General features: G+C 36.1%; 12 protein-coding genes. 3 read left to right on the top strand and 9 right to left on the bottom strand.

The features are described 5' to 3' along the window. Positions 1–212, top strand: a 212-nt coding sequence (locus T323_RS26815) for a transposase (protein ID WP_156942390.1), incomplete at its 5' end; no start/stop codon positions are given. Between the two features lie 110 nt (positions 213–322). Here the strand turns inward: T323_RS26815 and T323_RS0114555 are convergent. Further along, complete coding sequence (locus T323_RS0114555) at positions 323–532, bottom strand: YdbC family protein (protein ID WP_026673930.1); 210 nt, start codon at positions 530–532, stop codon at positions 323–325. A gap of 173 nt (positions 533–705) precedes the next feature. Next, on the bottom strand, positions 706–1,911 hold the full coding sequence (locus tag T323_RS0114560) for a nitrate/nitrite transporter (RefSeq protein ID WP_026673931.1): 1,206 nt from the start codon (positions 1,909–1,911) through the stop codon (positions 706–708). A gap of 171 nt (positions 1,912–2,082) precedes the next feature. Here T323_RS0114560 and T323_RS0114565 point away from each other — a divergent pair, with 171 nt between their 5' ends. Then, the gene (locus tag T323_RS0114565; protein WP_026673932.1) at positions 2,083–3,387 is read left to right on the top strand and encodes an MEDS domain-containing protein; all 1,305 of its coding nucleotides are present in this window, start codon (positions 2,083–2,085) and stop codon (positions 3,385–3,387) included. Positions 3,388–3,624: 237 nt separating this feature from the next. Here the strand turns inward: T323_RS0114565 and T323_RS0114570 are convergent, their stop codons facing one another. From T323_RS0114570 to T323_RS0114600, 7 genes are all read right to left on the bottom strand, one after another. Then, positions 3,625–3,990 (bottom strand): SpoIIAA family protein, encoded by a 366-nt coding sequence (locus tag T323_RS0114570; RefSeq protein WP_026673933.1) that lies wholly within the window; start codon positions 3,988–3,990, stop codon positions 3,625–3,627. A gap of 161 nt (positions 3,991–4,151) precedes the next feature. Beyond that, entirely contained in the window at positions 4,152–5,177 is a 1,026-nt protein-coding gene (locus T323_RS0114575) for a LacI family DNA-binding transcriptional regulator (RefSeq protein WP_026673934.1), read from the bottom strand. Positions 5,178–5,293: 116 nt separating this feature from the next. Further along, entirely contained in the window at positions 5,294–6,163 is an 870-nt protein-coding gene (locus T323_RS0114580; protein WP_051556549.1) for a carbohydrate ABC transporter permease, read from the bottom strand. Continuing rightward, positions 6,163–7,023 carry a carbohydrate ABC transporter permease gene (locus T323_RS0114585; RefSeq protein ID WP_026673936.1) on the bottom strand — a complete coding sequence of 287 codons (861 nt, stop codon included), beginning with the start codon at positions 7,021–7,023 and terminating at the stop codon, positions 6,163–6,165. Before T323_RS0114585 ends, T323_RS0114580 begins: the two co-directional genes overlap by 1 nt. Positions 7,024–7,470: 447 nt before the next feature. Continuing rightward, the gene (locus T323_RS0114590) at positions 7,471–8,814 is read right to left on the bottom strand and encodes an ABC transporter substrate-binding protein (RefSeq protein ID WP_026673937.1); all 1,344 of its coding nucleotides are present in this window, start codon (positions 8,812–8,814) and stop codon (positions 7,471–7,473) included. Between the two features lie 319 nt (positions 8,815–9,133). Further along, the gene (locus T323_RS0114595; protein WP_026673938.1) at positions 9,134–10,798 is read right to left on the bottom strand and encodes a glycoside hydrolase family 13 protein; all 1,665 of its coding nucleotides are present in this window, start codon (positions 10,796–10,798) and stop codon (positions 9,134–9,136) included. A 222-nt stretch (positions 10,799–11,020) separates the two neighbouring features. Next, a complete protein-coding gene (locus tag T323_RS0114600; protein WP_026673939.1) occupies positions 11,021–13,369 on the bottom strand; it encodes an FdhF/YdeP family oxidoreductase in 2,349 nt (782 codons plus the stop codon). Between the two features lie 336 nt (positions 13,370–13,705). On the opposite strand from T323_RS0114600, the gene fdhD reads away from it, so the two are divergent. Then, positions 13,706–14,497: a formate dehydrogenase accessory sulfurtransferase FdhD gene (gene fdhD / locus T323_RS0114605; protein WP_026673940.1), complete on the top strand. Its 792-nt coding sequence runs from the start codon at positions 13,706–13,708 to the stop codon at positions 14,495–14,497. The last annotated feature ends 14 nt before the right edge of the window (positions 14,498–14,511 follow it).

Genomic DNA, 14,511 nt, shown 5'->3' on the forward strand with positions numbered 1-14,511 from the left:
AAAAAGAATACGTAAGACAACAGCTTTCAGAAGAGAAAACGGGTGAAATCTACGGTAGGCGTAAAACCGATGTGGAACCAGTTTTCGGATTTTTGAAGGCTAATTTGCATTTCACTCGTCTGTCAGTGAGAGGCAAAGAGAAGGTGAAAAATGAATTAGGGTTTGCCTTCCTGGCGGTGAACTTGAGAAAGTACATTGCCAGGAGCGGCTAATATGATAATAATCCATCTAACGCTCCAACTAAAAAGGTTCCGAACATCATCTTTGGATGTTCGGAACCTTTTTCAATTATTTCTGGCTAGTTATGTCCCAGCCTCGTTTTTTATTTTAATATTTTCTTCAACTGTTCGACTTCTTCTTCAGATAATGTAATTCCTTTTCCCATTTTTTCATGGTTCGGTGCCCATTCTCGAATGTCATATTTCGGCGGTCTTTCGTTCCAGCTAATTAAATTTACTTCTTTTTGCCAGCCTTTTGCAGACGTTGACAACACTCCTAATGTTTCAATAATTTCATATTTAATCTCTGCCATCTTATCTATTCCTTCCTTTCCGCTCTCCACTTTATTCTTCCACAATTATCGTACCACATAGTAAGAAACTGAATCAAAATCAGGCACAATTTACAGAATCTTTAGGAACAAGAAAAAGGTGAGACTTCTTCGTATGATAATACGAGAAGACTCACCCGGTGGTATACACCGTCTTATATTTTTACTGACTCACCCGATAATTTCCACTGCTTTCTCCACCCTGCTTGTGCAACGAGAAGTAAACCTAATGCAACTAAAGCAATGAGGGAAAATGTAATAAAACCACTTGCATATGTGCCTGTCATGTCTTTTAATGTTCCTAAAATATTTGGTAAGAAAAACCCTCCAATTCCACCAGCAGCACCTACAATTCCTGTCACCATTCCGATTTCTTTTTGAAAACGTTGTGGTACAAGTTGGAAAATAGCACCATTCCCCATACCAAGACATCCCATACCGATAAACAAAATAACAGTGACTAACGCTAATGGCGGAAGAAATGCAACACCTGCCATACATACAGCTACACCGATGAATAAAAACTGAAGTAAACGAACACCACCAATTTTATCAGCGATATAACCTCCTACAGGTCGTAGAAAACTACCAGATGCAACAATTAAAGTTACGAAATCACCAGCACGAACTCCACTTACACTATATTGCGTTACAAAAAAGTAACTTAGAAAGCTAGCTAACCCGACAAATCCACCAAACGTTACACTATAAAGCAAGCAAAAATATAATGTGTCTTTCTCTTTAAAAACAGCAAAATATTGCTTTAACGGTTTTGGTGCTGGTTGATTCGGCGGTTCTTTGGCAAGAAATATATAAGAAAGTAGCACTAGTCCTAATGGGATAAGCGCAACACCGAATACTCCATTCCAGCCAACATACTCTGCAATACGCGGTCCGAATAAAGTCGCTAATAATGTTCCACTATTCCCCGCACCCGCAATTCCCATTGCTAATCCTTGCAAATGGGGAGGATACCAGCGACTTGCCATCGGAAGCGCTGCTGCAAAACTCGCACCTGCTACCCCTAGCAAGATTCCAATTAAAAATAATTCAGTGACCGTGTGTCCAAATAACCAGCCCCATAACAAAGGAATCATAGTAACGAGCATTCCACCTATGGCGGTTTTCTTTGGTCCAAAACGATCTGTTAACACTCCCATTACAATTCTGAAAAACGACCCGGCTAATATGGGTATTGCGACAATTAACCCGACTTGACCCGCTGTAAGTCCAAAATCAGCAGTAATATACACTCCTAATGCCCCTAGTAAAACCCAAATCATAAAGCTAATATCAAAGTATAAAAAAGACGAAAGCAAAGATGGAGCATGACCACTTTTCTTTAATTCAGATAGTTTCATAATTTCATCACCTCAATTTTATATTGAGTTCATTATTACAGAAGATTCTAACAACTACAGTAAATATGTCAGCATTACTTACAAGCATTTTTAAAACTCATGACAATAGCCTATAATTTCCGTTGTTAATTTCATGTATACTTATCTTAAGATGAAAGGATGGTGCCACGATTGGTTGCTACAATTGCTCTAACAAAAAATATAAACATCAAAGATGGTTCTCATATTCTTTATTTCTTTAATTCTCCTGAAAAATATATCGAAAACGCTTTGTCATTTATTCTTACAGCAAAATCTTTAGGACAAGCAGTTGTATTTATAGATAACGCTTTTCACACTAATACAGTTCAACATGCCCTCTTGCAGTATGTGGATGAGGGAGAAATTCAAGAATGGGTTACTTTCATTAATCAGGAACAGTTCTATGGTACAAATAGTGATTTTCAATTCGAACAAGTGTTAAGGAATTTTAAAAATGTTGTCAAGCCCTTTTTATCAAAACAAATCCCTGTTCGAGTGTGGGGATATATCGACTGGAAAGAACAGCCTGATATCGAGGAAAAACTGAACTCTTTTGAATGTGAATGTGATTTAACGATTAATGAAATGGGTTATATTACCGTGTGCGCCTACAACGGGAGGAAAGTACCAGCTTATATCCAAACGGAAATGATGCGCAGTCATGAATTTATAATGACCGACACCGACTTGGCGCCTTCCTCACTATATCATAAATCCGATCATTTGATTTATCCATCATTATCCATACAAAATAGTATCGAATCAGAAATGGACTTTTATAAGCAGAAACTCGATTTTATCCATGTCGTTGCTCATGAAGTGCGTAACCCGCTGACTGTCATAAAGTCTTTTGCCACGATTATTAAGTCCGAAATTGATAATCCTGATATTAAAGAAAAACTTAGTGTTATCGAGGACTATTCTATTGCAATTGACCATGAAATTCACCATATTATTCAAACTGAACAAATGCTAACGATTGATACATTTTGGAAGAAAACAGAAATACCTGTACTACCAACGATTCATGATGTCCTCCATGTCATGGATGTGAAAGCTCGGACTCAGAATATTAAATTAGATTATACATTACAGATTGATGAAAACGTTATAATTAATGGGAATGCGATGGGCTTTAAGTTAATTATTTCGAACTTGTTAAGCAATGCCATTAAGTATAGCCATGAAGGAGAATCGATTTATTTACATAGCTATAAAGACTCAGAGTTTCTTTACATTGAAGTCATTGATTACGGGGTAGGCATGTCCGGTGAGCAGTTAAATCGCTTATTTGAAAAATATCAAAAAACAAATCAGGAAATTGCAGGTCAAGGAATCGGTCTTTATATGGTTCATAAGCTAGTGGAACATTTCCATGGCGTTATCCACGTTAGTAGTGAATTAGGTTCAGGAACAAGTATCGTTGTTACATTTCCATATCAGTTAAAATTATAAAAAGCTTGCATTTGCAAGCTTTTTATTTCACGTTTCGGACATTTATTCCGTTATTCTCGGCAAAACTAAGCCTTTTCCATATTATTCGGACATATGTTCCGCTAGTATACGAAAAATCGCTAAAATCCAATTAATATTTCTATACTAACTGAACACAGTGACCGCTACCATCTGAAAACTCATCATTTTTACTTTACATAACGGAACATATGTCCGTACGACCTCCCCCACTTTTCCTTACCCTTTCAAAAACGTCAACGCTTCTTCGTACGTTTCAAAATGATATTCATTTTGGTGGCTGGACTCACGTGCCGTTCGTTTTAATTGTAGTTTTGCAATTGTTCCATTTACAACAACAGCGGCACGCTTCATTCCTTTTTGTAGTAACCATTGCTGGTGGTCTACTAGTTTCTTTTGTGATTCAGGAATCATGACAGAAACATCAACCATATCTACGATGACATCAAACTCATTTGTATGTAAACTAGTAATTTCCTTGTCTAGTTTCGTGTTGGCAGCTTCAATATCTTCAGGTGTTACCTTTCCAGACCATTGAATAGCAATTATTTTTTTGATTCTGTCCTCAACTTGCACATTCCACATTTTCATTTCCTCCTACAATATAACTATAAAATCATTATACAAACATTATACAATATGAATATCACTACTTCAAGACTATATAACTAACTAATACAACCAAAAAAAGGGAACTAATTAGTAGTATAATACTAAAAAATTCCCTCTTTATCGTTAATTGAAACCTACTTATTAAATTTTTTACAAGTTTCCCTCACAATAATTTTTGTAGGGACTAAAATATGCTTTTTCATAATATCAGGATTTTCAAGCATTTCAAGCGCAGCTTTAGAAGCTTCATATCCAAGTTGGAATATATTTACATCCACAGTTGTAAGCGGAGGACTTGCAAGTTCCGAGATTAACGTATTATTAAAATTTGCTACGCTAATATCATCCGGAACCTTGATTTGCTTGTCTCGTAACGCACTTAAAACACCTAGAGAAACGAGTTCGTCCGCGACAATGAAAGCAGTCGGTGGTTCTGATAATTTCATGATTTCATCTACTGCTTTTCGTCCTTCTTCTCTACTTAAACTAATATGCTTAATATATTCTTTTCGTATATCAAGCTGGGCAAAAAATAAGGCTTCCTGAAACCCTTTTAACCGATTTTTTGTTACTTCATATTTAATATCTCCAGTGATAAAAGCAATCCGTTTATGACCTAACTTTATTAAATACTCCGTAAGTTCTCGTGAAGCCTTGTAATTATCATTGTCTACATACATCACATTATCTGGGTCATGAAACGGTTTTCCTATTAACACAAATGGAAAGTTCTTTTCATGCAAATAAGGGACAACCGCATCATCACTACTAGAATATAACACGATAATGGCATCTACTTTTCTCCCTTGCACCATTTGCACAACGTCATTATATATTTCTTCTTTCGATTCTCCAGTTGTAAGTGTAATGCTATATTCTTTTAAATGACAATAAGCACTTATACCTCGAATGACTTCTGGAAAAAAAGGATTATAAAGGGAATGCACAGTTGAGCTTGGCATGACAATTCCAATCGTTTGTGTTGACTTTATCGCTAAATTCCGAGCATTCACATTAATATGGTAACCCATTTCATCCATGATTTTTCGGACTTTCCGTTTTGTTTTTTCACTAATTTGAGGACTATTTGCGATAACTCTAGAGACCGTTGATGGAGCAACTTGTGCTTTTTTCGCAACGTCTTTTATCGTTACTGACATAACATTCAACCTTTCATACAACAACTTCATATTTTACGTGGAATAAGCTATCATTCTATTATAATCTAAAAAGGACGAAGGGTCATTCCCATCGTTCCTTTTTACTAAAAAGCTATTTATTTAACCGCTCCGTCAGCTACACCTTTAATAATTTGCTTTTGCGCAAAAAAATAACCGATAATAACTGGTAAAATTGAAATCGTTAATCCCGCTAGTGCAAGATGCCATTGTTTCGTATATTCTCCAAAGAAGTAAAATAATCGCAACGGAATTGTCAACATCGCCTCATTATTAATAACAAGAGAAGGAAGTAAATAATCATTCCAAATCCAAATTGTATTTAGTATCCCTACCGTTATAGCGATTGGCTTTAACAAAGGAAAAATGATAAACCAAAACACTTGTAGTCGATTACATCCATCAATGGTCGCTGCTTCATCTAAAGATTTTGGAATTGAGTTTAAAGCTCCATGGAACAAGAAAATCGATAAACTACTTCCAAAACCTAAATACATAAAAATTAGCCCGTATTGGTTGAGCATATTTGCACTTCCAAAAATTGAAACTAAAGGAAGCATGACTGATTGAAATGGAATTAACATAGCAGCCACAAACATTAATAAGAAAAATGAGCTTAATTTGCTTTTTTGTCGACTTAAAGCATAAGCCGCCATCGATGCAAAGATGATAATAATCGCAACACTACTCACTGTAATAAATGCCGAATTAAAAAAGGTTTTCATAAAATCTAAACGTTCAAATGCAGTGACATAGTTTTCAAATGTAAACTCTACTGGCAGCTTAATCGTATCAGCGAAAATTTCTCGTTTCGATTTAAAAGAGTTCACCATCATTAAATAAAAAGGAGAAAGCCAGACAAGAGCTAATAGGACGCCAAAAATTTCTAGAGTGAAGTTTTTCTTTCTTCGTTTTTTCGTTCGCCCACTCACTTGAACCGACTTTGTTTCTGTCGCTAATTGACTCATTATAGCTCTACCTCCCTCTTTTTATTGTAATAAACTTGTGTTAATGAAATTGCAGCGACGATGATAAAGAAGATTACGGCTTTTGCTTGGGCATAAGCCATTTGGTTCGCTGAAAAAGCAGTATTAAAAATTTCCATCGCTACCATTTGGGTAGAGTTATATGGTCCTCCACCTGTTAATGATAGGTTTTGGTCATATAATTTAAATGCATTGGACAATGTTAAAAACATACTAATCGTAAAAGCAGGTGCGACTAAAGGAAACGTAACATGGAAAAAGCGTTGAAAACTGTTGGCTCCATCAATTTCTGCTGCCTCAATTAATTCTTGAGGAACGCCTTGCAAATACGCAATATAAATAATCATAATATAACCTGACATTTGCCAAACCATTAATATGACAAGCCCCCAAAATCCAGTTGTTGGTGTGGAGAGCCAGCCTTGTAACCCTACAATTCCAAGAGCAAATCCGACACTATCAAATACGCGAATAAAAATGAACTGCCAAATAAATCCAAGAATTAATCCACCAATTAAGTTAGGCATAAAGAAAATCGTTCGTAACACATTACTAGAACGAAGCTTTTGTGTAACGAGTAAAGCTAATGATAACCCAACCACATTAATTAATAACACAGATACTACAGAAAACTTCGTTGTAAACCATAGTGAATTAATAAAGTTACTATCACTAAACAGCTTGATATAATTGGATAGTCCTACAAATTCTGTACTTGTAATCCCATTCCAATTTGTAAACGAATAATAGAACCCATACAATAATGGAAATATAACAACAACCGTTAACGCTAATAGAACTGGTGATAAAAAGAACCAGTACCACATTCCTCGATTTCGCATCTTTTACTCCTCCAGTTAACACTGAAATCTCTTTTGAAATTAAAGAAAAAACGCGGAGCGTCTTTTCTTTCAAGAATAAGCTTTCAAAGCTTCACTGCTTTCTATCCCAAGTCTAATTTTTGCGGTCAGAGCAGCCGTTATTTGTGAACTTTATACGGGTTTCCGTTTTTTAGCGGCCACAGGAGCGCTTATTCACTCAAAAGCAACTCTATTCCTAGCGATATATTATGATTAACTGCTCCTGTGTCCTCCAACGTTCCAAAACGCTAGCCATGTTCATAGATAACGGTTTTCATGGCCACTTACTTACCATCAACAACCGACCAAAGTGTTGAATGATTCACTTGGGTCTTTTCTAGAATAAGCTTTCAAAGCTTCACTACTATACTAAAATTTGTTGATATAACAAGGATGTCTGAAAATCAGACACCCTCCAATTTTGATTTCTTATCTAGCTTCTTCCCAAGCCGTTTTTACTTCTTCAACGAGGTCATCCCATGATTGACCATCACTTAAATACTTTTGAATTGCAACCCCAAGAACATCTTGACCCCAGCTACTAGGATAGCCCATAAATGTCCATCCAATTGTTCTACCTTCTTGAGCATATTGGTAGATTTCTTTTGCTAGTGGGTCAGAGATTTTCGAAGAATCATAACCTTCATAAGCAGGAATAAACTTAAAGTCTTCCACAACTGTTTGCTTTCCAATTTCAGATGTGTATAACCAATCTAAGAATTCTTTTGCTGCTGCGATCTTTGCATCATCACTATTTTTATTTACAGCCCAATACATCGGCACTCCAACTGGAATGGCATCTTCTTTAAATCCTTCAACAGGAATCGGTAAAATTCCAATGCCATCTTGAGCAAGTTCAGGGTCCATATCAGCGATAGAATTATAAACCCAGTTTCCTTGTTGAATTAATGCTACTCTTTCTAAAGAGAATAATTCTTCAACTTGACGTGAGTAGTCAAGACTAACAACGGGTTGTACTGAATAATCATTTTGTAAATCTAATACTTTTTTCATGGCATCACTGTATTTGAATTCTAGTTGACTCGCTTCGAATGCAGCAATGACATCATTATTAAATTCAGGAGCAATAAACGCATTTGATAAATGTAAGCCTGTTACCCATGTTTCTGCTGCAGGAAGGGCAAATACAGCATCCAATCCTAGCTCTTCTTTTTTCTCATCTAATGTTTTAACCGCTTCTTCTAACGAAGCTAAAGTCGTAATTGAACTTGGATCAATCCCAGCTTCTTCAAAAACACGCTTGTTATAAATTAAGCCATATCCTTCTTGATTATAAGGAAGCCCTAATATTTGACCATCACGGCTAACCCCTTCTAATGTACCATCAAGCGCTAATGATGCACTTTCTGTATCGGATAAATCTGCTAAACTATCGATCCAGTCTTCAACGTCTTGTGGTCCGCCAACATTATAAATATCAGGCTCATCACCAGAGGCAAATTTCGCGCGTAACGCTACGCCATAATCTTGGCCTCCCCCAACGGTAGTTATGTTTATGTTTACATTAGGATTTTCTTCTTCGTATGTTTTGGCTAATGCTTCAAATTGGTCTTTAAACTCTACTTTAAATTGGAAAATTTCTAATGAAACTTCTTCTCCTTCAGTAGCTGGTGGAGCTTCTTCTGTTTCATTCGTATTTGTTGCATCTGGCGTATCTTCTGTAGAGCTATCACTACTTGAGCATCCAACTACAGCAAAGCCAAGCAACAAGAGTAGAGCTAAACCAACGAACCAACGTTTCCCCATTTTCATATCGTTACCCCCATATATAAATCTTTAGTCTCACCTTACGAATACGTTTGCATAAAACTATAAAAAAATGTCGTTCTAAGATGATTCCCACAAATCTCTCTTTCCGTATTAAAACGCTTACACTATAAAGAAAAAAGAGAAAACTCTTATGAGAGTTAGTCCTGTTGAACGACACGTTGCTTTCGCAAACGGTTGCGTTCGGGTGGATACCTAGATAATAGCATGCAAAATTTAGAAATTCAACATAAATTTTAGAAAAATCTTTAAATTTTTTCCACCCGTCAACCGTTTACATTTTTTATTAAGTTATATGAATTTCTTACGATAAACGATACACCCTAGCTTCATATGGCTGTAATGTGATGTCATGTTTTGGATTATGTTTTGTCACATCATAATTAGCTAAAAGAAGGTTGCTATATTCAAGCTCGATAGCTGGTTCTTTAAATTGAGCCGTTTGTTCTGCTAAGTTACAGATGATAACCACTTTCTCTTCACCCAAAGTTCTTGTATAAGCATAAATCGTTGGATGTTTTTCAGCGATTAAATCATATTGTCCATATGTGAAAATATCATCGCTCTTTTTCAAGTCAATCATTTTTCGGTAATATGCTAAAATCGACTTTGGATCGTCCCATTGTTTTTCTACATTGATCGTTTCATAGTTTGGATTTACACCAAGCCAAGGAGTTCCATCCGAAAATCCACCATTTTTCTCTGCTGACCATTGCATAGGTGTTCTTGAATTATCACGTCCTGTTGCCCAGATAATTTCCATAATTTCTTCATGACTTACACCTTCTGCTCGTTTAATACGATACATATTTTTAACAGAAACATCATTATAATCATCAATCGATGGGAACTTCACATTTGTCATTCCGATTTCTTGGCCTTGGTAAATAAATGGTGTACCCTGCATTAAGAAATACATCGTTGCAAACACAGTTGCACTTTCACGCCAAAATTCTTTGTCATTTCCCCAAGTAGAAACAACACGTGCTTTATCATGATTTTCAATAAACAGCGCATTCCAACCTTTGTTTTCTAAGCCTTTTTGCCATCTCGTTAACACTTTTTTCAATCCTAAAATATCTAGCCCTTTATCTTTATCTGCATCCCAAAGACCTAAATGCTCAAATTGGAAAATCATATTGAATTTGCCTTTTTCCTCACCAACCCATTCTTCGGCATCTTCAACATTTACACCATTTGCTTCTCCAACAGTCATGATGTCATATTTCGCAAATGTTTCTTCTTTTAGCTCTTCTAAAAATTCGTTTATTCCTTCTACATTCATATGCTTGTCAAAAGAAGAAACGTATTGAAGCTTTTTAGGATTAGGCATATCTTTTAAGCCTTCTTCTTTTTTAATATGACTAATTGCATCAACACGGAAACCATCAATCCCCTTATCCAGCCACCAATTAATCATATCGTAAATCGCATATCGAACTTCTTTCTTTTCCCAATTCAAGTCAGGTTGCTTTCTAGAGAAAATATGCATATAGTATTGATCTGACTGTTCGTCATATTCCCAAGCAGATCCACTAAAAATACTTTCCCAATTGTTTGGCTCTTTTCCATCTTTTCCATCTCGCCAAATATACCAATCGCGTTTCGGGTTATCTTTGCTTGATTTTGACTCAATAAACCATGGATGTTCATCACTCGTATGATTGATAACTAAATCAACGATTAATTTCATTCCACGATTGTGAACTTCCTCTAATAATAAATCAAAATCCTCCATTGTTCCGAACTCTTCCATAATATCTTGATAATCACTAATGTCGTATCCGTTATCATCATTTGGTGATTTATAAACTGGACAAATCCAAATCAAGTCTATTCCAAGAGATTTTAAATAATCTAACTTAGAAATAATCCCTTTAATATCCCCAATTCCATCACCATTTGAATCCATGAAGCTTCTCGGATAGATTTGATAGGCTACTAATTCTTTCCACCAAGATTTTTTCATATCTTCTCCTCATTTCTCTCTTTATCAATACGCAACCGTTTGCACTTACCATGATAGCAGAGTTTCCATAGGATTGGCAATATACTTTTATTGAAACAAATATATTTTTACCGTGTTTATGCAAAATCGTGCAAGCACCGTCACTTTTTCTAACAAAATATCCCAATGAATGTCATTGGGATATTTATTTCTTGTTATTCAGTTTTTACCAACACATCAATTTTATTCAAGTGACATTTCTAAATCAACAATTCGTTTTTCCACATAGTTCTGATCTTTATGAGCATGAAAAATTTCAGCTTTTTCTACAATCGCTCCTGTATTATATTCAGGGATTTTAGCATGCTCTTCATACACTCCTTTTGGGAGAAGCACATTTCCTTCTGGCCAATATACCGCAATGTTCCCTGAACTAACCTCATCAAATTTTACCCAACCTTGAAGCACTCCGTATGGGTTATACACTACAATAGCATCGTTTTCTTTTATTCCAAGCTTAACTGCATCATGTTCATTCATAATCACATCATAACGAGAAAAATTCGTAAACGGATCTTTCTCATCATAAATCATCGAATTAAATTGTTTTCCTCGGCGAGAAGTGACATTGAATTGTCCTTCTGTTTTTCGGTTTTCGGGTATATCTATCGCGAATAGATTTCCTCTTCCATCAGGAGTGGGACATATTCCTTCTTCACATAACCAAGCACCGCCCCATTGGAATACATCGCCTTTTTCCTTTAAATTCTCGATGCCATCATAATGAGGATTTGCCATTGCAATTTCATTTCGAATCTCTTGAGCTGCTTGAAAATCAATTAAGCCTTTTTTCTCCGGGTACACCCGCTTTGCTAACTCAACATAAATTTGCCATTCCGCTCTTGCTTCTTCAATTCTTGGACCTTTTATTTCTGGACTGAAATAAACCATTCTTTCTGTACTTGTCGATGTTCCACCACCTGGTTGTTCATACCTCGTCATAGCAGGCAGTACGATAACTTCCTCTTTAGCATTAACGAGTGTGGATGTATTTAAAATAATATCTTGATGCACACGAAGCTCCACTTGTTCAAGTGCTTTTTCAATAAAATCAGGATTAGGCATCGTTTCAAGGAAGTTTCCACCGCTTGTATAAAATACTTTTAATTTTCGCTCGTGTCCTTCTTCAAGCATCGTATTTTCTAACATTTGGCCGACAGTGTCCCCTTGCCATCTTGGAATCGGAAACCCCCAAATCCTTTCCATTCTTTCTGCATTTTGTTCATCAAAATCACTACCAGGTAATACAAATGGGTCAGCTCCCATTTCTCCAGACCCTTGAACACCACTATGTCCTCGAATAGGCATGACACCACAATGTTCCCGACCAATAAATCCTCTTAATAAAGCTAAATTGGCGACTTGTGAAATATTATCGGTCGCAAATCGGTGTTGTGTTAATCCCATACTCCAAATGAAAATACCTGTGCTTGCCTTTGCGAGTAATTGCGCAAATTCAAGCATTCTTTCTTTTGTTAATCCAGAAGACTGTTCAAGTTCCACCCATTTTTGCTGTGCAATATGTTCTTTTAATTCAGCAAATCCATTTGTATGTTGTTGGACAAAATCATGATGAATGGCTGAGCCTTGTTTTTCCTCTTCCATTTCAAACCAATGCTTCATGACACCATTCATAAATGCGATATCGCCACCAATGTTGACTTGAAATACATCATCTACAATTTTTGTGCCAAATAGGGCACTTTCTGCAATCGATGGAATCCAATATTTCTCCATTGCTGGCTCTCTATATGGGTTAATCATAATAATTTTTGTTCCTGCTTTTTTCGCTGCATACATATACTTCGTTGAGACAGGTTGATTGTTTGCGGCAACAGACCCCCAAAAGACAAGGACGTCTGTTCCAATCCAATCTTTATAATTACAACTAGCTGCTCCTATTCCTAAAGAACGCTTTAACGCTGTTTTACTTGGGGAATGGCAGATGCGGGAAGCATTATCAATATTATTCGTTCCTAGAAATCTAGCTGTTTTTGCTGCTGTATAATAGACTTCATTTGTAATGCCTCTTGCTGTTAAATAAAACGCTAGCTGCTTTGGGTCAATGTTTTTAATTTTACTTGCGATTCGTTGTAAAGCCTCATCCCATGTTATTCTTGTAAACTTCGATTCCCCTTTTTTCCGAGAAAGTGGATATGGAATTCGTCCTAATTTTCGTAGTTGTGTACTATTTAATTCTTTTAATTTATCTATATTTTCAAACCATACAGGCTCAATAGCAGGTGCTGTATTTAATCGTAATACATTTAACCTTGTCGTGCATAAATGTGGTCCAGTTAATGTTTGATCATAAAGGCCAGATACTCCAAGAGCACACCCGTCACAAACCCCTTCGGTTAAAATGCGATAAGCATAAGGAAGACTGTTCTTATTTTCCCAGATTACTTTAGCCGTATCACGAATATGATGTGGTTTCACTTTCCCTAATCCCATTGGTGCCAATGATGCCCATAATTGTGGTGATGGCTTTTTATTTAATTTCATTGGACCGGTATGTTTCGTTTTCCCCATCAGAAACACTCCTTCTTCTACTGAAAAATCTCGTGCTTTATTTATGTATATAAAAAACACTTTGCAACATCCCTTTTATCAAGTTGTCGCATAGCAGTACAAGTTTTGTACAAAATACCTAAATGAAAGCTTCATACACTACCAAAATAATAAAGCGCTTACATTATGAAGTACAACTAAAGTCCGGCTCGCTAACTCCCCTTAAAAATGTTACAATTTTATGAACACACATAAAATATAACCCGTTTTTTATTCATTTTCAATCTTTTCAAATGAAAAATCTCACATCTTTATTCCTTTAGTATCGATTAAAATAAGTATAGGTGAGGTGAGAACATGGTTCACCAGCCCATAAGTGTCAAACGAAAAATTATTACTTTTTCCAATAACAAGTTAAAAGAACGAGATGACGAGATTGTCACAGAATATCCTCTTACCATTTACTTGAACAAAGAAGAATTTGCTACAATGGTATGTACACCAACCCATCTTGAAGAAATGGTCATTGGCTTTTTAGCGTCTGAAGGTGTAATTCGCTTTACAAAAGAGATTGTTGATTTTTCTATTGATGTTTCAAAAGGCTTTGCTTATGTCCAACTTGAAACCGATTCTGCTTTTGACCATCTCCAATATACAAAACGGTTTATCGGCTCCTGTTGTGGGAAAAGCAGACAGTTTTATTTTCATAATGACGTAAAAACAGCGAAAACTTCTTTAAGTACAAAAACGGTTTCCGCTAATCAATGTATTCAATTAATGAAAGCATTGCAAGAAAATAGTTTTGTATTTAAAGAAACGGGTGGTGTTCATAATGCCTCCCTTTGTACGAATGAACATGTCGTTGTGACGCGGACAGATATCGGTCGGCACAATGCGCTTGATAAATTATATGGGTATAGTCTACTACAGAAAATTTCAATTCGTGATAAAATTCTAGCTTTCAGTGGTAGGCTTTCATCTGAGGTGTTAACGAAAGCGGCAAAAATCGGTGTAGGAATTGTATTATCAAAGGCAGCTCCTACTGATTTAGCGATAAAGCTAGCCGAGGACTTAAATATAACAACGGTAGGATTTATTCGTGGTGAGTCATTTAATATATATAGTCACGCAAACCGTATAACGTTGTAACGCAAAAATGAAAG

The sequence above is a fragment of the Alkalihalobacillus bogoriensis ATCC BAA-922 genome (assembly GCF_000621445.1).
In the GTDB taxonomy this organism is placed as follows: domain Bacteria; phylum Bacillota; class Bacilli; order Bacillales; family Bacillaceae_F; genus Bacillus_AO; species Bacillus_AO bogoriense.